Here is a 22,929-nt window from a genome sequence, read left to right as displayed (position 1 = left end):
CCTGATGGGAGACGAAGACTACCGGGCAAGTTGCAGAGAAATGATTGCTTACAGACGGCCAGATGCTACTCATCACGCTGCCGCATCAATCGAGGGTCTCAGGGATATCGCCTATGCACGGCGACTTGGTGACGAGACCGTGACGGCGGCTGCAGCGCTCAATCATGTCGGTTAACATTGAAGAGTATGATCTCGCCAGTCCGGGTGCAGCCGAGCTCTTCGAGTCCCTGCGCGCTTTCGGCTATGATCTTCCTACTGCGCTCGCCGACATCATCGACAACAGTATATCGGCGAACGCCCGGAACATCTGGATCGACATGATCTGGGCCGGCAGCGAATCACGCATCGCGATCCGCGATGACGGGACCGGCATGACAGAGGATGCGCTGCGCCAAGCAATGCGGCCCGGCAGTCTCAGCCCGCTCGAGGTTCGCGGCGAAAAGGATCTCGGCCGCTTTGGGCTCGGCATGAAAACAGCATCCATCTCCCAGTGCCGCTGTCTCACCGTGATGTCGAAGACGTGTGGCGGTGAGATCAGCATTCGGCGCTGGGACCTCGACTACATCGCCTCGACCGGAACCGGCGAATGGCGGCTCCTCAAGGGGAGAGATCTGCTGAGCGAAGAGGACCGGGTGCTGCTCGATTGTCAGGAGCAGGGAACTATCCTCTTCTGGGACCGTCTCGACCAGCTTGTTGGCCATGCCACCGCCGACGACGAGACAGCACAGAAGCACTTCCGCGAGCGCGCCGATGCCGTGAAGGCCCATCTCGCCATGGTGTTCCACCGATTTCTGCGGGGAAGGAATGCGGTCAGACTTCACCTCAACGGACGCCAGATCGACCCTTGGGATCCATTTCTCGAGGACACCGACAAGGTCGACCCTCTGCCAACCGAGGCGCTCGTTGCCAATGGCGAGGCAATCAAGGTTAAGGCGTTCATCCTGCCGCATCATTCGCGGATCTCGCCCGAGCAGCATGCAAAGGCGGCCGGCCCTCGGGGATGGAATGCTCATCAGGGCTTCTACATCTACCGCAACAAGCGCCTGCTGGTCGCAGGCGACTGGCTGGGCCTTGGCATGCAGAAGGAAGAGCACTTCAAGCTCGCCCGCATCCGCATCGATCTCGCCAACTCCGCCGATCTTCTCTGGCAAATCGACGTCAAGAAGTCCCGGGCGCGACCGCCGGCCGCGCTTCGCCGCGATCTCCTGCGGATCGCCCGCACTGCCCGGGGTCAGGCTGCGAGCATCTATCGACATCGCGGGAAGGTCGTGCAGCGCAAGTTCGGCAGCAACGACGTGTTCCTCTGGAACCAAGTCGAGAAGCGCGGAAAGACCTACTACAAGATCAACCGCGATCATCCGCTAGTGCGCAAGGTGCTCGACACGGCCGACGACAGAGCTCCGGTCCGTGCCCTTCTCGCGCTCGTCGAACAAACGATTCCGACCCCGCTGGTCGTCATCAACAACGCAGAGGCACCCGACGGTTTCGGACAGCCGTTCGAGGACTCCGCGACCGATCTCAAAACGGCCATGGCCGAGACGTTCCAAGCCCTGCTAGAGGACGGCCGCGGCCGCCCCAACGCGGCGCGCGCGCTCCTGACTATGGATCCGTTCAACCAGTATCCCGAACTGGTGGCCGCCTTCCTCGATGAAGCGGCGACCGGACAGTAGCAGGAGTGGATTTTATGGCGGGAGGCCCGGGGGAGCCGATGTTCGATGCTGCCTATGCCGTCGCAAGCGGCTTGCTGATGATGGAGACGCGCGTTACGCCCGAGGCGCTCGACCGGGCCGTGGCGACCGTGGCCGGAATGCCCAACTTTGACGGCATCAACGCCGATCGCCTTCGCCGCGAGTTGGAGACCAACAATAATGTTTATGTCGGCGGCTATTCAGTCATCGACGACCGCGACTTCAAGGCGTGGATCAAGGCGGCTCGCGAGAACCGGAGGTTCCATTTCTGGTCCCGCTACCGTAAGTATCTCGAGCTCCGGAAGCGAATGGCGCACGACGTGGTCGAACAGCTTGACGGCTTGACCGACGACATTCTCGACCGACTGCGCGATCCGCTGACCGACGGGGAATGGGATCGTCGCGGTCTCGTCGTTGGTGATGTGCAATCCGGCAAGACCTCTAACTACACCGGCCTGATCTGCAAGGCCGTCGACGCCGGATATCCCCTCGTCATCGTGATGGCTGGCGTGCACAACAGCCTGCGCAGTCAGACACAGATCCGTCTCGACGAGGGCTTCTTCGGATTCGATACCCGTCTCAATCTGCGGGCCGACCAGCAGAACCAGCGCATCGGCGCAGGAGCCTTGCCGGGCGCGCCTTTTCTCGTCGCCCATTCGCTGACGAGCAGCATGGAGAGCGGCGACTTCAAGCTGTCTACCGCGCAGGGAACGAAGATCATTCCGGGCGGGAAGGATCCGGTGCTGCTGGTAGTCAAGAAGCGGGTCAGCATTCTCGAGAACCTGCACAAATGGCTGAAGGTTCGGGCAGAGAAGGACGAGGGCGTGCCCGGCGGTGAAATCGTTCGGGGCGTGCCGCTGCTGATCATCGACGACGAAGCCGACTATGCCTCCGCAAACACGAACGAGTATCGCGACGAGAACGGCAACATCGACCAAGATGCCGATCCGACCAATACCAACAAGCACATCCGCCGGCTGCTGACGCTCTTCGAGAAGAGCGCGTATGTCGGCTACACGGCCACGCCGTTCGCGAACGTCTTCATCCACCACGAAGGATGGAGCAAGAATTACGGCGAGGACCTCTTTCCTCGGAGCTTCATCATCAACTTACCGGCGCCCTCCAATTACGTTGGCGCGACGAAGGTCTTCGGTCTAGCTCGTCCGGGTCCCGACGGCGAGAGCCGGGGACTACCCATCATCCGGGAAGTCGACGATGCAGAGACTATCTTCCCCACCAAGCACAATAAGGAGCATCCGGTCGCCGAGCTGCCCGAAACACTACACGAGGCCATCCTCGCCTTCATCCTCGCCTGCGCTGCCCGTCGGGTGCGAGGCGATGTGTCGGTCGACAACTCGATGCTCGTCCATGTCACACGGTTCACGCTTGTCCAGCAGCAGGTCGCGCGCCTAATCGAGGAGGAGCTGACCGACATTCGCCGTCAGCTCGAATATCCCGGTACCGGCGGCGATGCGCTTGATCGTCTGGAAGCACTCTGGCGCAGCGACTTCGCGGCGAGCTTTCCGGCGCTGCACGAAATGCTTGCCGATCATCAACTCGCGCCGGTGGAATGGGATCAGGTGCAAGAGCAACTGTTCGACGCCGCACGCCGCATCGAGGTGCGGGAGATTAACGGTTCGGCCAAGGATGCGCTGGACTACGCCGAGCATCCTAATGGCCTTTCGGTGATCGCTGTCGGAGGTGACAAGCTGTCGCGCGGCCTTACTCTTGAGGGCCTTTCGGTCAGCTACTTTGTCCGCACCTCGAAAATGTACGACACGCTCATGCAGATGGGACGGTGGTTCGGCTATCGTCCTGGTTATGCCGACCTCTGCCGTCTGTACACGTCGTCCGATCTCGTGACCTGGTATCGTCACATTGCCGTTGCAACCGCCGAGTTGCGCGAGGAATTTGACCTCATGTACGCGACCGGTCAGACCCCCGACCAGTTTGGCAACCGCGTCCGTGCGCATCCAAATGGCATGCTGATCACAGCGGCGAACAAAATGCGCGCCGTGAGCAAGGTGCGCGCCGGCTTTTCCGGCACGATCTCCGAGACAGTCTCTTTCGACACCGCCAGCGCGGATCGCAACTTCGAGACCTTTTCCAGTTTCATCACTGGGCTGCCAGTGATCCAGCCTAAAAGCGACCGCTATATCTGGACCGACATCGGTGGCGGGGATGTCGCGGCTCTGATGGCGCGAGTTGAGACTGCGAGAGAATCCTGGAAGGCGAATTCGCGCGCGATCGCTGACTACATATTCGATCGGGTGTCGGATGGGCGCCTTGACGAATGGACCGTCGGCCTGCTTGCCGGCGGGCGCGGCGGCGGACGGCATGACATCGGCGGCTACAAAGACATCCCCCTCACGCGCCGCGAAAACAAGTCGCCTACTCAAGTAGGGAAATACACGATCGGCCGCCTCGTCAGCCCTTCCGACGAGGTGCTCGACCTCGATCGAGTCCAGATTGATAGAGCATATGATGCCACGCTGGCAGCGTGGGATATTAAGAAGCCGCCGAAGCGCGACCGGCCGAGTAGTGCCAGTGGACCCTTCATCCGCCGCCAGCGCGATCCATCGCGTGGCCTGCTGCTGATCTATCCAATCGACACTGGGGCGGGATCGACGCCGCTGATGGGCTTTGCAGTCAGCTTCCCCTGGGACGAGAATGCCCGCGAGATCGAATATGCCGAGAACAGCGTGAAGCAGCTCGAGGACCTCTTCGATTGACACCGGCTGACCTCATCGAGCGCTGGGCGAATCTTGCGGCTGCGCGGCACAGCATGTCTGGGATGGAACGACGGCGGCTCGACCCACAGGCTGCGGTCGATGTCTTTGCCTGCATTTTCTGGCCTCGGGGACGCAGCGGTCTTCTGGTGGAAGGCGATGGACATGTCACCGACCTGGCGGAGCGCGTTCCGCGCTGCAGGGGCGTCCGCGTGACCCACGAGGAACATGGCGGCGGCGGTCACCCCGAACGCACGCGGCTGAAGATAGTCCTTGAGGAGGAACGGCTGCGCGAGATATTCGCAGTCCTCTCGGCCGATCTTGTCAACGCCATCGTCGCCAAGCACAGCTCGGACTCAGCGCTGCGGGTCTGCATTGACCGGCTCTGCATGTGGCAGGGCCTGTTTGATCGGATCGCGCCGGACGGCCTGTCCGAAGAACGACAGCGTGGACTGTTTGGTGAACTCGTCGTTTTGGATCGGCTGTTTCTCGAGAGCGGAACCCTGCTCGATGGCGTTACGGCTTGGGTCGGCTCCGACAGCGCCCACCAAGATTTTCGCCGAGGAGGGCTTGCGATCGAGGTCAAGGCCTCACTCGCCAAGCGTCACGCAAAGATCATGATCTCGAACGAGAAGCAGCTCGACGAAAAACCGCACGACACGCTCGTCCTTGCGAGCGTGCGGCTCGACGAAAGCGAGGCCCATGGCCAGTCGCTGCCCGACCTGGTCGCGCAGCTACGGCTGCGGTTGGCCGGTGACGAGCCTGCGGCCCGACTGTTCGACGAGCGCCTGCTGCTCGCCGACTATCTCGACGTCCACGCGCCGCTGTATGAGGCGCGGCGCTATCGCGTCGCGTTGACCCGGTGGTTCCGCGTCGCAGGAATGTTTCCGAGGCTGACCGCGACAAACCTGCCGGCCGGGGTGGGCGACATCCACTATTCGATCATCGCCGACGACCTTGGCGCATGGGAAATGGATGAAGAGACCGTGCGTAACATGACCGGGTGCGGAGCGTGACCGAAACTGAGGAACTGGGCCAGTTTGCGCGAGACCTCCAGCAGGACGTCTTTGCGAGGGCGGACGCGGCAGAGGACGGGGCGCTGCGCGCGAGCGCCTTCACTGAGCTCATGATCGAATATCTGGTCGATGCGTCAGAAATTGATGACGGTATGGCTTGCGACTTCGAAGGCCGCGGCATGCGCTGCAGCGGTTGGTACTTGTCGGAAGACGGCGATCGGCTCGACCTCTACCTGTCGCTACCCCGGCTGGATGGCGAGGCGGGAACAGTGCCCAAGGCGGATGTCGACGCCGCCTTTCGACGCCTGTCCACTTTCCTGTCGCGGTCGCTCCACGGACAGCATCGCTCGATGGAGGCGGCGCTCGATCGCTATGACATGTGCCGCGCGATCCACGACGCGCGTAACGATCTCAGTCACGTCCGCCTCTTCGTGCTGACGGACGGCATCGCCACCATCGACCGCATCGAGAACGAGATGATCGGGCGGATCGAGGTTTCCAGTCATCTCTGGGATCTGCGCCGCCTGATGCGCGCGCGCTCCTCGGGTGTCGATCGCGAACCGATAGAAGTCGATTTCGGCCGGATGGGGAAGTCGGTCCGGTGTATCGTCGCCACCCCTCCCGACGCCGGCTATCGCTGCCTGATGACGATGCTAACCGGCGACATCCTCGTCGAGATGTATCGTCAGCACGGGCCTCGGCTGCTGGAGCGCAACGTTCGCAGCTTCCTCCAGTTGAAGGGGAAGGTTAACCAGGGAATACGAAAGACCATCATCGAAGAGCCGGAGATGTTCCTAGCCTTCAACAATGGACTGTCGGTCACCGCTTCCGGTATAAAACTAGTGGATCATGGTGACGGGACTGCCGACCTACTCTCTGCGAGCGACTTCCAGATCGTCAACGGCGGACAGACCACCGGTTCGATCTTCCGGGCATGGCGGAAGGACAACGCCGACCCTGCAAGGCTGCAGGTGCCAGTGAAGATCACCGAAATCCTGTCGGACGGAGACATCGACGACATCGCGCCGCGCATCTCACAGTCCGCCAACAACCAGAACAAGGTAAACATGGCAGACTTTTCGTCCAGTCATGTGTTTCACCGTCGGATGGAAGAACTGTCGCGCTCGATATGGGCGCCGCCGGCGGGCGGGTTCCAGCGGCAGACACGCTGGTTTTATGAGCGTGCCCGCGGCCAGTATCATGACGCGCTGGCGCAGAACCGTACCGAAGCCGAACGCCGGAAATGGGAGCTAATCCATCCGCGCAATCAGCTAATCACCAAGACGGATTTGGCAAAGTACGAGCACAGCTGGTCGCAGCTGCCGCACATTGTCAGCCGGGGCGGGCAAAAGTGCTATCTTGATTACATGGACATGCTGCAGCAGCGCGGAGATTTCGAGCCTGACGAGCGATGGTTCGAACGTGCGGTGGCCCGGGCGATCCTGTTCCGTCAGTCAGAGAAGATCGTCTCGCGTCAAAAGTTCGGCGGCTACCGCGCGAACATCGTCACCTACAGCATCGCCTGGCTCTCCCATCACACCGAACGCCGGATCAACCTCGATGGCATTTGGGCAACCCAAGAATTGACCCCGGCGCTGGCCGGATTTGTCGAGACGCTCAGTCATCACGCCCATGAACACATAACCAATCCGCCCGGCGGTCAGAACGTGACCGAATGGGCGAAGAAGCTCCCCTGCTGGGAAGGCTTCTGTCACCTCGCCATCGAGATTCCGCCGGTCCTAAAGGCAGAACTCGTGACGCGCGACGGCGCGCGGACGGCGGAAGGCGCGCACGTCTTCGAAGAGCAAGTCAGCGCCGCGGAAAGCGAACAACTCGCGCGGGTGTCGGCCGTGCCGTCGCAGACTTGGTTCGACCTTGCCGCTTGGGCGAAGGACACCCAGAGCCTCCAGCCATGGCAGCGGTCGCTGTCGTTCAGCCTCGGCAAGGCTGCTGGCAATGGCAAGCCGCCTACCCGCAAGCAGGCGGTGCATGGTGAGAAGCTTCTGACAGAGGCTCGATTGCTAGGTTTCAAGGGCTGAGCGTCGTCGTATCTGGAGCTATGGCTGGATCTGGGCGACGCCGCGCGTTTCAATGCGCCCGCGGAACTCTGCGACAGCAGACGTTCGCCGCCTCAGGCCGAAGGGCTGCGATGCGCAGGAAGCGACCGAGGCACGTTGCCGCTGCCGAGCCGACTGGGGGGGTAGGGTCGGCCCAAAGTCGCCGGTCGCAATTCCTGGCGCAGGCCTCCAAAGCGGCCTTTCGAGCGTGCTGCACCGAGGGACCGACAGCCCGCAGCCGTCGCTCGACGTCGGCTGGAACCCGCGACCGTGTCTTAAAGATCCCGGCGCCCACCCCATCCGCCGGACAGCGCGGTTTCGGTGAATAGGCCGAACTCAAGGGTGAACCGCCTGTTGCGATCACCGAAACTGTCCGTATCGTGAAGGTGCGGCGATCGAGCAACTCGCGAGGAAACCGGTGCATCCAATTTTAAGCCTGGCCCTCCTGTTTCTGACAGGACATGCAGCCCACTCTTTCGAAATCAAGGAAGTGACTGTTCCCATACACGGAAGTGGTGACCACACAACACTGTTCCTCAGTGGCCCGATAGCTCCTGGCGACTCGGCTAAGTTCAGTCACATCGCGGACAGGTATTCCAGAGCCACCGTCACTCTGGACAGCCCGGGAGGAAACGTGACGGAAGCGCTCTCGATTGGCGCAGAAATCCGTAGCCGGAACTTCGCGACCATGGTCCTGCCGCAGGCGGAATGTCATTCGGCCTGTGCCCTGCTCTGGCTGTCAGGCGCAAGGCGATACATGAGCGAAGACTCCGTGATAGGGTTTCACGCCGCGTACATCCGTGACGCCAATGGCGAGGCCCGCGAAACCGGCATGATGAATGCGGAGATCGGGTCCTTTCTCACTCACCTCGGATACAACAAGCATGTCATTCGCTTTGCGACCGTAGCCGGACCGGAATCCACACTGCGACTGAGTCCGGGAACAGCGCGCGCCCTGGGTATCGACATATTTCTCCAAGATGGAGTCAAAGTGACGACACCCGACCAGATCCCGACGGCCCCGACACTCGCCGCTCGTTTCGTAGAGCTCGTATATCTTCAGAACATCTGCGCGGACTTGATGGATCTCAATGTCGCGCACGTAGAGGTCGAGGCGCGGGTTGCGCATGCAAAAGGCAACGCTCTGGCCGGCGAAGACTTGTGGATAGATTTCTTCACGACAGAAGTCGAAATTCAGAAGGGGCGCAGCCGAACCATGACACCTCCCGAGCTCTGTGTGCATTTTACAGATGAACTGCGTTCTGCTTCGATCGACTTGGGTATCTCCGGCCCGAGCTTCGACTGTTCGAGGGCGCGCAGCAATGCTGAACACGGAATCTGCGATCATGAGAGCCTTTGGGTTCGAGATCAGGTGTCGAGCAAACTCTATGTCTTTATCCGGCAAGGAAGCCCGGATGGCCGCATCCTCGACAATCAGCGGGAGTGGCTCAAGGGGCGCGATAGTTGTGGTTACAATGCCGATTGCCTGGCCCGCATCTACGATAGCCGCATCCGGCAGTTTGGTGCTGCAATCTTTGCAGAATAGGTGCGCCCTGCAGATTGCGATGAAATGAATGGTGTCCCTGTGGTTCGACAAGTTGCAGTGGTAATGGAATCCGAGAATGAATGGGGCTGAAATCTGGTCGGTTATCAAGACGGTGGGATCATTGGGGGGATTGATCTCCGCGGCATTTCTGATTTGGGATCGCGCGACTAAGTCTCGACCTTATGCTCGCTTCCTTCAGGATGACGACCATGACATCCCTGAAAGAAACCGCGTTATCCTGCGGGTGCATAATCCGAGCGATCGCCTTGTTCTAGCTCAGGCAGGAAACTCAAGCAGCCCTCAAGACCTTTTTCTCAGTGCTGACGATGAGACATTCATGCGCGCAGATATCTACGGAATAATGGCGATTAAGCCAGGGGAATTTGTTGATATGCATGTGATGAGGCAGGATGGTTGGGAGGGCCTGCCAGACAATGGGATGGTGCGAGCTGTCTTCAGATGGAAGTATGCTCAACCAATGGTTTTTCGAAGCTGGCGAACCGAGCGATTGATGATCGAAAAGCAGGACTATGACGCCATTTCGCCCTGTCCAAGGGCGAGTTGAAAGATTAAGCGCAACGATTGAACTGGAGGCCGCTACTCCTTAGGCCAGCGCTTCCTCGGGGGAGACTCCATCCGAGGGTTTTTTTGGTTGGCTGGTTCATCAGTCGCGTCACGTCGTTGAGCCAGGGTCTGGCTGACGTCGCCGGGTTGGTGCCCTTCGGCATGAACTGGCGCAGCAGGCCGTTGGTATTCTCGTTGCTGCCGCGCTGCCACGTTGCGCAGGAAGGGGCCGTCGCGCTCGGGTGGACGCGCCTTACCCGACCGGTGCAGCCGGCCCATAGCCGCCATTAGGCTAGGCGTCATGATGCTGCATCCGCAACCCACATAGCTGCCGCTCACCTCGCCTCAGCTCGCAGTTCCAATTGACACGAAAGAACTTCTTCCAGTTCGAATCTGCTAAGTTAGCGCCTTCGATGAAGGCTGCGGCGCAACGCGCGGTTGCCCTCGTCTGGGTCATCCTCCCCGGGGTGTTTTCCCCCGCCCTTCCAGTCGTCCGACACGAGCCATTCCTCGAAATAGATCAGCCAGAGGTGGGTCCAGGGGATTATGGTGAGGTCCAGACGCTTGCTGGCGTCCCATTGTCCGGTCCCGGGCAGATAGAGACAGAGCCGATCCGGGTCATGGTAGATATGCGGCAGGTCGCGTCCACCGGCGAGGAACCTCAAGTCAGGATCTACGACCCGAACATCCGGCGTCCCGTCCTTCTCCAGGGCAAGGGTGACCTGATACGACCGGGAAAGCGGCGTGGGTTGTGCGCGAAAGTGCCATTCCAACTGGCGCGGACCAAGCGCCCCCTTGCCGACTATTGTCTTGGACTTCTGCAGGAACAGGTACTGCTGGGGCAGTGTCAGCCGGTTTCTCGTGGTCGATCCCGCCATCGCGCCTAGTCCCCGAAAAACTCGTTCTTGGGAACGGGCGTCGAAGCAACCGATTTTTGGGTGGTAAGGCCAACACCCGCACCAAGTACGAGTGCCCCCGTCTTCCGCCCCTCGTTCAGCGCATCCATCCGCCGGTTCATGGTCCGGGAAACAAGTTTGTCACCCAGGCTGTCCTTCATCGAGCCGACAATCGCGTCGAGACCGACCAAGTCCCGCAGCGCTTCAAAGTCGGCAAGCGCCTTGCCGTGCCATTTGTAGAAGGCCTCGACCCGCGCCGGTTCTTCATTCCAACGCTCGGCAAAATTTTCGCCTTCGGTGGTCTCGTTCCAGACCGCGTAGATCTGGCGGCCGTTGACGAGGGGACGCTCGATGAAGATCGGCATCAGGCGGATCGTGTCGATCAGCACCTGGAGTTCGTCTGCAAAAACGTGACGCCTGACGCACATCTCATAGGATCGCATGGCCAGGGTCGTGATGATGATCGAGATCGGCGCAATTTCCTCCTGAACATGCAGGAATTCCAGATCCCGGTGACGCTTCAGGAGCTGCACGGCCCGCGGCAGAATGCCTTTGACCGACTGGCGAACCGGGAAGGGCTCGATCGTGGCCGCATCGCGCTGCGCCGCGATGATCGACTGGGTCATCCTCGGAACCAGGGCCGCCCGATCGTCGAAGAGGGCCCGATAGGCCCGAGGATTTGTCGCATGCCAGTCCCGTAGCTTGCGATCAGGCACCAGTTCACCGCCGTTCATGCAGTTCGGATTGGCAATGGTCGGTGAGATGTCGAGGTGAAAGTCGCCGGCGTAGTTCAGGCGCCAGCAGCGCTTCTTTTCTTCCAGAATCGACGTGTAGTAGGCGTGTTCGCGCAAGCGCTTGCCGATTGCAGCCTTCAGGCGCGCCGGTGCGATTTCCGGGCCGAGACCGAGAATGAAGCTGATCAGATCGACGTCGAACTCGTCGCGCCCGATCGGCTTGATGGAAGTTCCGAGCGCGCCGGATCCGTGCAGGTAGACATGGAGGGAGCCAAGCATCGGATCGCTCGATCCGGCCAACCAGTCCGCGACGGCTTCGTAGCTGGTACGGGCCTTCTCGAACTGGGTCTGGGTCCATTCCAGCTCCTGGCAGATTTCTTCGAGGATCGTGAAGACCTGCGCCCGCCGCTGAATGGCGGTATCGGTAAGGGGGTGCGAGAAGATCTGGTTCATGCCGCGTTCCGTTTGAGTTGATGCACAGGCACGAACTGCGCGGCAGGTTGCTGGAAGAAGATGGGGGTCAGGGTGGGGCTGGCGTGCCGGGCGCTGGAGGCACCAAGCCCCTTGAGCCTCTGGATCTTGTGGTGCCGTCGAGGGAAAAGAACCCGTCCGGCACGCTCGGCGAATACCGGTGAACAGCCGTCCGGTCATGCGGATCGCCTGTCAAATGACGGGCAATGCCGAGCGCACCGCGAGACTGGCCGTCCATGAGAAGGCTGAGCGCCTTCAACCCAAGACCGGCCTTGCCGGGAGATTCAGGCAGCATGTAGACCTCGTCGACACAGCCGAGGCTCAGGATGTGCAGGACCTGCGGAGACCAGCCAAGCATCGAGATCGCTTCTACGGTCGCGACGCCCACTGGATTATTGCACCAGGTGCCGCCATCGAGGAGCCCGACATCATCCACCGTCTTGTGGCGCGCGAAATAGGTCGGGGCGGCCGACGTCGCCATCGCGGCGTCTAGCGCGGGCTTCCGGTAATCCTTGGTGAGCCGCGGATGATGTGACGTCTTGTAGATGTAGACGCTTCGCTGATCGGCATCCCAGGCCGGGATCAGCAACCGGGTCTTCGCCTCGCCGATGAGCTTGTCGCCAAGGACGGCGTGGAGCTCGTCCCGAAGCGTCGATGCCTCGTGCTTCGGCTTGACCAGGTGACGCAAGGCGGCACGCGCATCTCGGACCTTTCGCCCGAGCCAGTTGTTGTCCCCCGCTGGCCCGAAGATCGTCGGCCCGCGATTTTCGTAGAGTTCCAGAAGGGTCTTGGCCCGGATGCCGAGGGCAAGACCGATCGCGAGAATCCCCCCGGTTGACGTTCCCGCAATCAGATCGAAGTAGCGGCCAATCGGTTCATCAAGGTCTTCTTCCAAGCCCGCCAGAAAGGCTGCGGGTTGGGTGCCTTTGATGCCACCGCCATCGATGCACAGGATACGTCTCATGATTCACTTAGCCTTCCGGGGGATAGGGGTCTTTGCCGTAGGTGTTGCGCTCGCGGATGCGACCGTGTGGAGCGACCGCGGTGGCTTTCTGCGCCCTTCTGCCAGTCGCGCCGATCTGGCGACGGGAGTTCATCGCTAGATGCGCGTGCCTCGGGAGGGAGCGCGGCAAGGGGAGCGTGACGGGGCGCCGTTATCAGCCGCCGTACCAGCCCGTCAGACCCTCGACCGGCTCCGGCGGCACAGGCTGTGTCACCAGGTAGTTCGGCCGCTTCTCGTAGAAGGCATTGCCGCCCGTCACGACGACGTAGTGCATGTTGTCGTACGGGAAGCGATGTCCGGCCGTGTGAAAGAAGGTCGCCGTGCCGACCAGAGGATGGCGCTCGCCCTGCAGGACGGAGGTCGCGGCCTCGCGGACGAGCGGCATCGACTGCGGGTTCATCCGCCGCTTCATGACGCCCGGCGCGAACTGGCCGCGCTGTCCCACGACGCCGCAGACGGTGTCGGGGAACTGCGGAGACTCGACGCGGTTCATCACCACCGTGCCGACGGCGATCATGCCGTCGCGGCTGGATCGATTGGATTCGAAGTGCATCACGCGCTCCATGCACTCCTGCGGGCTGTGGCCGCAGGCTGCGAGAAGCACGGCTGCCGACAGGCAGGAGCCGGTGACGAGGGTCTTGCGGGAAAGCTTCATCGTTCGTTCGTCCTTCCGTCTTCGGTCCCGGTCGGCGGCGGCATCCTGGGCCGGGCGCGGCGTCACTTCCACAGATCGCTGATTTGGTTCCCGCACATCGATGCCGCAGCTCCCTCGCGTCCTGCGAGCATCAGATCGGTTGGCGGACCCGGGATGACGCAAGACGAGCGCAGGGCGGGTCGACCGCCTCGAAGGATTAAGCCCCGGAGCATGAAGCCTTGACCTCACCGCAACGAGCCACCAGGGCGGCGAAGGTCTCGTATCCGCAGTCGGAGCAGCGTCTTCTGGGTTGGAGCCCGTCGCAGCGCGGCGAATGCTGCAGCGCAACGAGCCAGATTGTTCCGGACACCGGAAGATGATGTGCCCGCACCAGGAGGAGACCTCGCGAAGACGCTCGTGCCGCACCGAAGCCACTCTCAAAATCAACGGAACCGCCGAATTCGAGGATGTCCTGGCGGGGCGACGAGAGCCGCCGCCCCACCTGAGGAAATTCAGGGCGTTACCGGCGAAAGGTGCCATACCCGTGACAAGGGGTGGCCGAAATCACCGGAAGAGGGCGTTTAACCCTGACCTGAACAACCGTGTCGCTGCGGCGAAAGTTGCTCCCGCGGCCCATTAATTTCCCTTTAGAATCAATGGGCGATTGAGGCTCTGCAGGTAAAGTTTGTCCCGTTTCCGGGAAAAGTCTGTCCCGACAGACCCTTCACACGAACGTGAGCCCTGAATAAGCGAAAGGGCCCGCCGCAGCGAGCCCTTTTCGTTGCAGAAATTCTTTTTCGCGTTTTTGGCGTCAGGTGGAGATTGCGGCTCCAACGAGGACCTTCAAGGGTTCGAGATCCCTCGACCGGATCCGGATCTGCGCAAGGCCGACATCGCCCCGCCGCCTTACCGCAGGCAACGTCCCGGCCAGCACGCGAGCGACGAGATCACCGGTGGTCCGGCCCGTCCGCTTGGCTGCATTGACCAAGTCGACGACGCCGTCGGCTCCTTCGACTTCCAGTGGCAACCCCGACAGCGTCATGAGGAAACCTTCGAGGTCACGTCGTGCGAAAGCGATCTTGCCGATGCCGGACCCGAGGTCGCGATCGACGACGGGGCGCAGGATACCTTCCCGGTGGAGGCTCTCCGCCTGCGTGCGGGAACAGCCGATGACCTCGGGAACGAGATGCAGCGAAACCGCATCGACGATATCGCGGCACATGTCCTCGGCAAGCTGCGCCGGAAAGACCAGCCGGTTCGCTGCCATGTCCCAGCTGGCCTCGGACACCAGCCCGGTTCGCACGAGGATCTTCCGGAGCCTCTTCCGATGCAGGCCGGTCCGTTCGGAGAGACTATGGACCGAATGCAGCCGGCGGATTTCCACCCTCTCGCCCAGCAGGAGTTCCCCCGGCTCAATGGCCAGCGTGTCGAGAATGTGCTCGCGCAGCACCTCCCGTATCGGCCCCTGGTCCACGACCGGACTGCCATAGGCCAGCCATTCGTAAAGCCGGCCATAGATCGCCTTCGGCCCGGCCTTGCCGGACGACGTGGTGGACAGCGATGCTATGCCGTCCAGTGCCTCGCGCACGGCACCTTCGCCGCGGGACGCGATCGCGAAACCCGCCGCCCCTGCCCTTCGCCAATCCTCGGGCGTGAAGCTTCCATGATCGAACGCGGGGCCCTGCCCGACCGTCGCCCCGACCATCTCGCAGACCTGGACCGCCTGCTCGAGGGTCTGCAGCCCGAGCCATGATCCACCGGCACTCCGGGATCCGGCGAGGCGGTCCAGGATCATCGTTTCCAGCGGCGTCGGCACCTGCACCTGCGTCTCGACCGCCATCTCGCGGAGTTCGGCGGCGCTGGGAAAGCGGTAGTCGAGATCGTCACTGGCCTCCGCACCCGGCAGGGTGATCAGCGACCGGTGATGGCGGTGGCAGGTCAGGACGGGTCGAAGACGCCAGGCGATGCGGCCGATCCCGCGCCACTCGGCCCCGGCAACGCCATCCTCCAGCAGGCAGTCCGGGCAGAAGCGAGCCCCTTCCGGCAGGACGAAGCCGCGCGTCCAGCGCTCGCCGCGAAACTCGCGGCAGCGGTCGAGGCGCCGGATCATGCTGTCGGCGAGCGCCTCGGGCTCCACGGCCGCGGCCGCCGCAAGAATTGCAACGGCGTCCGGTGCGCCGGCAAGGAAGGCGCGCAGGTCGATGCCAAGGTCCTCCAGCAGCCGGCGGGCGCCGCCACGCCCGGTGTGGAACTGGCCAAGGCGGCGCGCGAAGGAGATTGCGGTTTCAGATCGGTCATGGGCGAGATGAGGACGGAGGATCATGGCGCCCATCCCGTTTCTTTCAGATGGGCCTCGAGCGACGGCCAGTCCTCGGGGCCGAAGGGGCCCACCCCCGGCGCGCCCCGTTCGAGATCGAAGGACTGGCGGAAGTCGTCGAGCGTCAGCCGACCATTGCCCCGACGCAGCGCTCGGTAGATCGCGCCGTGCATCAGGTCGATCGACCGCCCGAAGCTGCCGTGGGTCGCCGCCGCAAGCCGCTCCACGAGATGGGGATCGTCAGGCAGCGCCAGCTTCGCGAGCGCGCAGCACCGCGCAATAAAGTCTTTCAGCCGGCCCCTTTCCTCGTGGGTCCGAATAGGTTGAAGCGCGATGCGCACCGCGAAACGACGACTGGTTTCCCGATCCTGCCGGATCGCGGCATCGAGCGACGGAACCCCCGAGACCACCAGAGCCAGTGCGTTCTCTCCTTGCATCAGCGATTTCAGCCGCTGCAGCACGTCCTCCAGTTCATTCTTAGCCTTCAGAAGGTGATGCGTCTCATCGAGGCAGAGGATCGTGATCCCGAGTTTGCCGAGTCGGTGGGTGGCGATCTCCCATGCTTCGGGCGTGCGCAGCTTGGGCGAGATCGGGTATCCCGTCTTCTCACCGATGACGCGGGCCACGCCCTTCAACGTGGCTTCGGGAGGCACGCGGACGTACAGCGCCTTCCCCGGCCCCGGTCCGTCGGAGAGGCCGATCGCGGACGCCCGCATCAGGTTTCTCTTGATCAGGGAAGTCTTGCCGCTGCCTGACTCGGCGAAGACGAGCAGCCCGCGGGTTTCGTCGACGAGGCCGAACCGCATCGGCGCCGCCGTCAGGTCACCCGCAGGCGTGGTCTCGAGGATCTCCTTGAGCCCCGCCACGAACACATCGTCGCGGGCATTCGGCATATAGCGGTCGCGCAGCCAGTTGCAGAACTTCGCCGGGTCGGAGGGATCCGGAGCATTCGCCATGTAGGCCGGGGTGGTGGTAGAGGAAGCGGTCATTCCATGATGTCTCCTGTGTCAGTGGATGCCGGGTCGTGCGAGGCATGCGGCGTCGGCACCGGCGCCGAAGCAGGTTGGTCGGGGATGAAGGGCGGCACCTCGTTGTCGAAGACATCGCCATATACGTCGGGGGTACGGTCGGGGCTGGCCATGTACCGGCTGAATTCCCGCGTGCGTTTCTCGAGTTCCTCCGCCGACGGCGGAACCGGAATGAGCCCACGAAGGGCCGCCTTCTTGTTCATCTCAATATCGAGATCGACGATGGCGCGATCCCGGTCCGCCTGACCGAAGAGCGCGGCCTCCTTGTCGGCGAGGCGTTGCCGAATGAGGTCGTCGTAGGAGGCGTCCGCCCACTTCGGGTCGACGCATTCGGCGGTGACCCAGCGCCCGTCCGGCAACCCTACCTCGATGGCACCAATCTTCTTGTCCCACCAGACGACCTCGAGGTCGCGTTCCGTCTCGCTCAGAAACCAGCGAGCGATCTCTTCGTGATAGTATCTCAGCCCCTCGACCGTCACGCCGTCCCGGCACACCTTGCGGCTGTGCAGGCTTCCAAACGCCTTCCGCAGCATCTTCTGGTCGGTGCGCACAAGCGGCGGGCTCGAAGCAACCGCCTCGGTCCAGGTCTGGAGCGGAGACTTCCGGCCGATGGTGTCGGGCTTGCGGGTGTGATAGGTGTCGACGATCCAGCGGGTGAGCCATTTCAGGAACTCGTCGAGGGTCACCGTTGCGCGTGCCGCCGGATCGTTCTCACCGCGACGAACCACGTCCGAGAAGGTCCGGCCGCTGAAATGGGTGAGGAACAGGCTCCCGACCGTCCGGAAGAACTGCTCGATCCAGGGTTTCAGGAAGGGCTTTCCGGCGGGAACCGCCAGGTTCGTGATGCCGGCATGGCTGAGGCGAAGATAGACGATGTCGCTCATGTTGATGTTGGACCGGTCGAGGGCGAGCGTCTGCGGTTGCCCATGCATCGGCCATTCGCGCCGCGCGCCGACGGCATCGGCGATCGGCTGCTTGTCGAGGTAGATCATCTCGATCGTGCGCAACGTCACCTCGACCGATCCGGCCCGCGCGATCTGCAGCCCGACGATCGCGCCGCTGAAGACGTCGATGGCCGCCGAAAGGATCAGTCGCTGCGGCGTGCCGTCGAGCCCGAGAGCCCGCCTCTCTTCCGGTGTGAGCTTGGTGTCGATCTCGAGCATCCGCATGAAGACCATGAGGTCGACGGTGTACTCGTCGAGTTCCACGCGCTCGAGGACGCGGGTCACCTGCAACCCCAGACCGAGCGTATGTAGATCCCGGTAGGCAACTGCCATGCCGCGGGTCCGGACCTTGTGATCCACCGGAGCAAGACGCGCGATCATCATCCAGATCCAGTCATAGCCCGGGACTTGCATGACCGTTTCGGGGATCGGCAAAGCCGATCGCCGCAAGTTCTCCTCGCGAACTGCCGCCTGCACACTCTCGACGATGCTGGAAATCGGCGGTCGCTCCTCGTGCAGGCGCATACGGATGACATTGCCGTAGAACTCGTCCTCTTCGTCGGTGTAGCGATCGCCCACCTTCCGCCCGCAGTTCCGGAACCCGTCCATCTGCAGGATCCTGGACCCCGCAGCCCACTTGCTCCACCAGCGGAAGATCGTTTCGCCGCATTCAGGAGGACGACGATTCTGAACTGTCGTGCCACATTTGGAGCCTCCGGACGTGCGGTCGGCCCGCTTGTTCGCCAGCTTGGTTCCCAGCCCGAGGATCACTAGGTAATGTCGGACGAAATCCACGCGACGCGCCTGCAACTTTTCGTCGTCGATCAACTGCTGCGCCGCGAGGATGTAGCATTCCCGATGGCTGGCCCTCTCGAGTTCCACCTGGGTCGGCACCGACTTGCCCGGCACCTGCCCGCCGTGGACCATGGTTTCCGGAAGCTTGAGGATCCGTAGATGTCCCCTCGAAACCTCACGGCCGATCACCTCGGCCGGGATGAAGTCCGCAATGGCGCGCACGACCTCGCCGGTTTCGAGATTTAACCACTCGTGCCAGAGCACCTCGCAGCCGTTGGGCGCAACGCGGTACACCTTTCCGGTCCGGACGCCCCGGGCGAACTCGGTGCCCTCCGCGAGAACCATCGGTGCAGAGGCAGGCTGGTTCATCATGCTGCGATCACTCCCCGGCGGACGACGCTGCCGAGGTTGAGGGGCCACTCGACGTCGGTCCTCAGGATGCCCTTGCGGATCAGGCGGATCGCTCCGTGATAGCCTTCATCTCCGATGCCCGCCGCACGGCAGAAGTCCCGGACGGTAGCGGGTCCTTCGAAGTCGTTGGCGGCGCAGGCCAGAACCTTGTCGTGCTCGGGCTGAGCGAACCGGCAATAGTGAAACAGGGACGCACGGGCCAGCTTGTGGGGATGGATTTGCCGCTCGGTCACGACCACGACGCGATCGACAACCGTCGGCACAGCAGCAGCGCGCACCCGCGCGGCCTCATCCTGGAATTCGGCCTTCTCCGCACGCCACTCGGGCTTCACCATGACCCCGGTCCGGCGACCGGCGGCTTCATAGGTGATGAAGTCGAAGTAGTGCTTGCCAGCTTTGCCGTTCGCCTTGGTGAACATCACCGGACCTACCTGTTCGCGGACGTCCACGATCCCGGGCCGATAGATCAGCAGCAGCGCCGTCTTGTACTCGAGCAGGCTTTCGAACTGGAGACACTGTCCTTGCCCGGCCTCCTCGCCGAAGGTCAGTTGGCCGAGAAAGTGGTCCGAGGACTTGCGCGGGATCTTCCGCTGGGCGCGGCTCGGCTTCGGCGGGCGCCAGAGCAGCTGGAGTTCAGTCAACATGGTATCGTTCCCCGTCAATCGAGGTTGGCGGCTGCGCCGCCGGGTTTCTGTGGATTGGCCGGGAGATCCGCTTGCGTTCTCGTTGGAACCGCGTAGGCTTGTGCCTCAGGATAGTGTCGGGTTCGCCCGGCCGACTTCAGAGACCCGTTCCCTCAGGACCGGGTCTTTCTTTTTTGGGATCAGGGTATTTGCTGCTGCGATAGCGCCTCCGTTGCTCGTCTGGTTCATTGTGATCAGCTCTCAGGAGGATTCCGAGTCGAAACGATCGGTTGTCCACACCCTTGACGAGGTGCGGCCGCGCAGGTGCGCACTGCGACCATGCCAGCCAAACTTGCGTTCCCGAGCACGACGTGCAGGTTGTGTGTCGCCACCCAGTCTCAGCTGGTTTTCGGGCGTCGTGTCCGTTGTCCTGACCGGCGGCACTTTCATCACTGCAGCGGCGGCCGCCGCTCCATCCTCTCGGCGTGGTCGAGCATGCGCAGAACGGTTCTGAGATCCGGCACGTAGCCGCGGGCCACCGCCCGGTCCAGCGCTTCGCAGATCGCCTCGATCGAGGCCTCTGACAGCCCCCGCCGGGCGCCCTGGTGCCGGGCGAACCCCTTGAGATGCTGCAGCGTCGGCCGCTCCAGCCGGATTGGCGGGCAGCGGCTGAGCAAGGGCTGCGGCAGGGATCGCCAATCGTTGGACGCGAGGATCCAGCTGATCCAGCGCATGTCGAAGCCGATCTCGAAGTACGGGCAGCTCCAGGCGGCCGCGGAGGTCGGTTCGAGCAGCGGCAACAGCGCGTCGGTCAAGGAAAAGCACTGCCCCTTGGTCGAGTCAGCCCGTCCCGCCTTCTCGATCTCGTCGACGAAGATCACCGGATTGCCAACGAGTTCGGCGAGGATCAGGTTGATCATCCTGCCCGGCGCGGCGTTTCCCCAGCCGCGTTGCGAGCCGACCAGGCCGAAAGACGCATTCTCCACGGTGGCTTCAAGGGTGAGACCCGGCACGCCGATCAGCTTCGCGAGCAGACGGGCGAGATAGCTCTTGCCGATCCCCGGCGGGCCGTCGAGCAGTTGAGGCAGAATGTGGGTACCGGGTTCGCCACGCTGCACCGATTGCTGCAGATCTTGCCATATCCGGTTCGTGGCCGGCGCCATCCACGGCATTTCCGCGTGCAACGCGGCCCCGATTTCGTCCGCTCGATGTTCCGAGGGCAAATCGACTAGGTCCACGCCGTTGCGCAATACGTCGAGCCGCTTCCGGTCCTCCGGCTTCAGCCGGCTCAGCGGCGATTTCCGGCTGGCACAGGTGCTGATCGCTTCCGCCCGGCGGGAGATGCGCTGTCCCGACCGCCAGGGAATGTCGATCCGCTCGGTGATCCCCTCCTTCATGGCCCGATCGCCGGCGTCATCGTCCGGGAGTGGATCTTCCAGCCCGGCTTTCCGGGCAGCGAAATGTCGAAAATGACGCTTCAGGCGCTTCTCGATTGCGGGCTTGCTTAGGGCCGGATCGGGAAAGGCCGCGTGGATGAACGGGATACGTGACATGTTGATGGTCCTATGGGCATGAGAGATCTGACGGACAGCGGGCGTCCGTGCGGCGACGACAAGGTGACAGAGGGTGGGATCAGGCGGTCAGTGCCGCTTTCGAGAGGCGGCGGATGCTCTGGATCCTCAGAGCGAGCCAGAGCGCCAGCAGTTCGGGATCGTCGACAAGAACAAGGCCGCGCGCTCCGCGATCGAGAGTCCTCCCGTTGCCCGGGTTTGGAGCGGCGTCATGGGCAGTGGCCTGCCCGGCAGCGTTGGATGGCGCGAAAGGCTGGTGCCCCCGGCTGACCGTCAGTTCCCAACTGGCGTGGACGTCGAGCGCAATCCGCGGCGAGCCCGCAATGGTCGCGTCACCGAGGCGCGGGCGGGGCATGACCCTGCCCCAGAGAAGCGGCACCTCTCCGAGTGTCAAAATCGGCTGCCAGTCCCTGGGATCGGGCGCGTCGGCGAGATCGGCGTCCGAGGGTGGTTCCTCGGCGGCGGCGAAGGCGGCGTCGTCTTGATCGAGCAAAAGGTGGTTGTCGGAAGGCATGAGGCTGGATCCTGTGCATGAGGCATGAGCGATCGTCCCGCGGCGGGGCCGCGGATCGCTGTAGAGGGCGAAGTGAGAGTGTTCAGCCGAGGGCCGAGGGCCAGCGTTCAGCCATCCGGCGACCTGCGCGCGGAGGTGAATGCAACCTGCCGCGACCTGTCAGGCAGGCGGACAGGGCCGGCAGATCCACAGCGAGTCGGCAGGTGCCGAACGAGGCCCGCCGCTGCTGGAAAAGCTGCCGGGCGCTGAACGAGGCCGCAGACGCCAGGTGCCCGGTCGCGGTGGGCGGGGACAACGGGTCAGCCCGGTATCTTGCGTCTGTCGCCCGCTGAACGAGCTTCGGTCACGATCATCGCCCTCGTGACACTTAAGGCGATCTCCAACTGGCAACATCTGGTCGTTCCTGCATTGTCCCGCGGTGGCGCTCCCTGCCGAAGGCTGTTCCTCAGCGCCCGGTCGGGAGGCATCGATTCTGTGGAGGCGACAAGGACCAGAAGGCCAGAATGGAGTCAAATCCATGATTTTGCGAAAAAATTACGGTCTCCAGACCCGCTCGCGCACCTCGGTCCCGCGCGTGTGCCGCGGTCCTGACATCCGGCGTCGGCAGCTTCCCCGGTGGTCAACGGTCGGTCGCGCCGCCGGTGCCCGCGATCCGCAGGTGCCACAGACAGGTCAGCGCCAACCCCGCAAAGGGGCCGGCGACATCCCGAACCGAGGCGACCGCAGGCGAACCTTGCCCGAACTGATCGGAGGGATGCAGGGCACCTTCCGCGAAAAAAGCCGCGGCGGCTTTGCTCTCGCCGTGCCGACCCCCTTCCACCCCGCAGCGCCCCCGATGCGGCGAGTTGCCGCAGCACTGTCCGATCGACCCGCCGCCGCTCGGAAAGCTCTTCACCCAGCGGCTTGCCGACGGCCAACGGGGGCACGGCCGCGGCCGTGAAACGCGGCGCAAACGAAGCCCCGCCCGGAGGAAACCTGACACGGTCCAGGCAGCAAAGGTCAGATCCGCGTCGAACGACGTCGCTTCCTGAGTGCCGCTCCCACGCGGTGAAGAAGCGGAGGCATATCCTGCGTCGACGCCGACCACGACGTCAGGCCGATGTCTTCTGACAGACGCCCGCCCTATGCTGCGGGGCATTCAACCTTCGGCTGCGAGGAGTGCTCCCGGATGTGCAATCTCTACAGCCAGACCCGCGCGCAGGATGCGATGCGGCGGCTCTTCTCGGGCCAGGAGATCCTCGACAGTCTCGGCAACCTGCCGCCGCAGCCCGAGATCTATCCCGACCAGCAGGCGCCGATCGTCCGGGTGGGCTCCTCCGGCGGCCTCGAGTTCGCGATGGCGCGCTAGGGTCTGCCAACGCCTCCGCAGTATTTCGTCAGCAAGAAGG

Annotated in this window: 17 protein-coding genes and 1 pseudogene; 7 read left to right on the top strand and 11 right to left on the bottom strand. The window is 63.0% G+C overall.

All coding sequences use genetic code 11. The features are described 5' to 3' along the window. The first annotated feature begins 164 nt into the window (after window positions 1-164). The 6 genes from CK951_RS06310 (at window position 165) to CK951_RS20965 (ending at window position 9,601) form a co-directional block, all read left to right on the top strand. Complete coding sequence (locus CK951_RS06310) at window positions 165-1,670, top strand: ATP-binding protein (protein WP_096785348.1); 1,506 nt, start codon at window positions 165-167, stop codon at window positions 1,668-1,670. A gap of 38 nt (window positions 1,671-1,708) precedes the next feature. Continuing rightward, window positions 1,709-4,420, top strand: coding sequence for a Z1 domain-containing protein (locus CK951_RS06305; RefSeq protein WP_157764514.1), 2,712 nt, complete (start codon window positions 1,709-1,711; stop codon window positions 4,418-4,420). After that, on the top strand, window positions 4,417-5,433 hold the full coding sequence (locus CK951_RS06300) for a PD-(D/E)XK motif protein (RefSeq protein ID WP_096785346.1): 1,017 nt from the start codon (window positions 4,417-4,419) through the stop codon (window positions 5,431-5,433). Before CK951_RS06305 ends, CK951_RS06300 begins: the two co-directional genes overlap by 4 nt. Continuing rightward, the gene (locus CK951_RS06295; protein ID WP_157764513.1) at window positions 5,430-7,472 is read left to right on the top strand and encodes an AIPR family protein; all 2,043 of its coding nucleotides are present in this window, start codon (window positions 5,430-5,432) and stop codon (window positions 7,470-7,472) included. The genes CK951_RS06300 and CK951_RS06295 overlap by 4 nt, the downstream gene beginning before the upstream one ends. Before the next feature lie 652 nt (window positions 7,473-8,124). Further along, window positions 8,125-9,036 carry a hypothetical protein gene (locus tag CK951_RS06290; RefSeq protein WP_232520699.1) on the top strand — a complete coding sequence of 304 codons (912 nt, stop codon included), beginning with the start codon at window positions 8,125-8,127 and terminating at the stop codon, window positions 9,034-9,036. A gap of 76 nt (window positions 9,037-9,112) precedes the next feature. Further along, on the top strand, window positions 9,113-9,601 hold the full coding sequence (locus tag CK951_RS20965) for a hypothetical protein (protein WP_157764512.1): 489 nt from the start codon (window positions 9,113-9,115) through the stop codon (window positions 9,599-9,601). Window positions 9,602-9,605: 4 nt separating this feature from the next. Here the strand turns inward: CK951_RS20965 and CK951_RS22065 are convergent. The 11 genes and pseudogenes from CK951_RS22065 to CK951_RS06240 all read right to left on the bottom strand — a co-directional run. Continuing rightward, window positions 9,606-9,812: pseudogene (locus CK951_RS22065) on the bottom strand (hypothetical protein); the annotation flags it as partial. Window positions 9,813-10,001: 189 nt separating this feature from the next. Beyond that, a complete protein-coding gene (locus CK951_RS06285) occupies window positions 10,002-10,478 on the bottom strand; it encodes a hypothetical protein (RefSeq protein ID WP_096785343.1) in 477 nt (158 codons plus the stop codon). Between the two features lie 5 nt (window positions 10,479-10,483). Beyond that, the gene (locus CK951_RS06280; protein WP_096785342.1) at window positions 10,484-11,683 is read right to left on the bottom strand and encodes a nucleotidyltransferase; all 1,200 of its coding nucleotides are present in this window, start codon (window positions 11,681-11,683) and stop codon (window positions 10,484-10,486) included. A 67-nt stretch (window positions 11,684-11,750) separates the two neighbouring features. Then, window positions 11,751-12,665: a CBASS cGAMP-activated phospholipase gene (locus tag CK951_RS06275; protein ID WP_232520698.1), complete on the bottom strand. Its 915-nt coding sequence runs from the start codon at window positions 12,663-12,665 to the stop codon at window positions 11,751-11,753. Between the two features lie 193 nt (window positions 12,666-12,858). Continuing rightward, window positions 12,859-13,359 carry a cell wall hydrolase gene (locus tag CK951_RS06270; protein WP_198402410.1) on the bottom strand — a complete coding sequence of 167 codons (501 nt, stop codon included), beginning with the start codon at window positions 13,357-13,359 and terminating at the stop codon, window positions 12,859-12,861. Between the two features lie 790 nt (window positions 13,360-14,149). Continuing rightward, window positions 14,150-15,661, bottom strand: a complete 1,512-nt coding sequence (locus CK951_RS06265) for a TniQ family protein (protein WP_157764511.1) — start codon at window positions 15,659-15,661, stop codon at window positions 14,150-14,152. Beyond that, window positions 15,658-16,644 carry a TniB family NTP-binding protein gene (locus tag CK951_RS06260; RefSeq protein WP_096785340.1) on the bottom strand — a complete coding sequence of 329 codons (987 nt, stop codon included), beginning with the start codon at window positions 16,642-16,644 and terminating at the stop codon, window positions 15,658-15,660. The genes CK951_RS06265 and CK951_RS06260 overlap by 4 nt, the downstream gene beginning before the upstream one ends. Then, window positions 16,641-18,794: a hypothetical protein gene (locus CK951_RS06255; RefSeq protein WP_157764510.1), complete on the bottom strand. Its 2,154-nt coding sequence runs from the start codon at window positions 18,792-18,794 to the stop codon at window positions 16,641-16,643. Before CK951_RS06255 ends, CK951_RS06260 begins: the two co-directional genes overlap by 4 nt. Then, window positions 18,791-19,495 carry a hypothetical protein gene (locus CK951_RS06250; RefSeq protein ID WP_157764509.1) on the bottom strand — a complete coding sequence of 235 codons (705 nt, stop codon included), beginning with the start codon at window positions 19,493-19,495 and terminating at the stop codon, window positions 18,791-18,793. Before CK951_RS06250 ends, CK951_RS06255 begins: the two co-directional genes overlap by 4 nt. 410 nt (window positions 19,496-19,905) lie before the next feature. Beyond that, window positions 19,906-21,009, bottom strand: coding sequence for an AAA family ATPase (locus CK951_RS06245; RefSeq protein WP_096785337.1), 1,104 nt, complete (start codon window positions 21,007-21,009; stop codon window positions 19,906-19,908). A 79-nt stretch (window positions 21,010-21,088) separates the two neighbouring features. Next, a complete protein-coding gene (locus CK951_RS06240) occupies window positions 21,089-21,541 on the bottom strand; it encodes a DUF6634 family protein (protein WP_096785336.1) in 453 nt (150 codons plus the stop codon). A gap of 1,168 nt (window positions 21,542-22,709) precedes the next feature. On the opposite strand from CK951_RS06240, the gene CK951_RS21590 reads away from it, so the two are divergent. Next, the gene (locus CK951_RS21590; protein WP_232520697.1) at window positions 22,710-22,889 is read left to right on the top strand and encodes a hypothetical protein; all 180 of its coding nucleotides are present in this window, start codon (window positions 22,710-22,712) and stop codon (window positions 22,887-22,889) included. The last annotated feature ends 40 nt before the right edge of the window (window positions 22,890-22,929 follow it).

It is taken from the genome of Rhodobacter sp. CZR27, from assembly GCF_002407205.1.
GTDB lineage: Bacteria > Pseudomonadota > Alphaproteobacteria > Rhodobacterales > Rhodobacteraceae > Cereibacter_A.
Note: the sequence above shows the minus strand (reverse complement) of the source record. Positions and strands in the feature narration are given on the sequence as shown.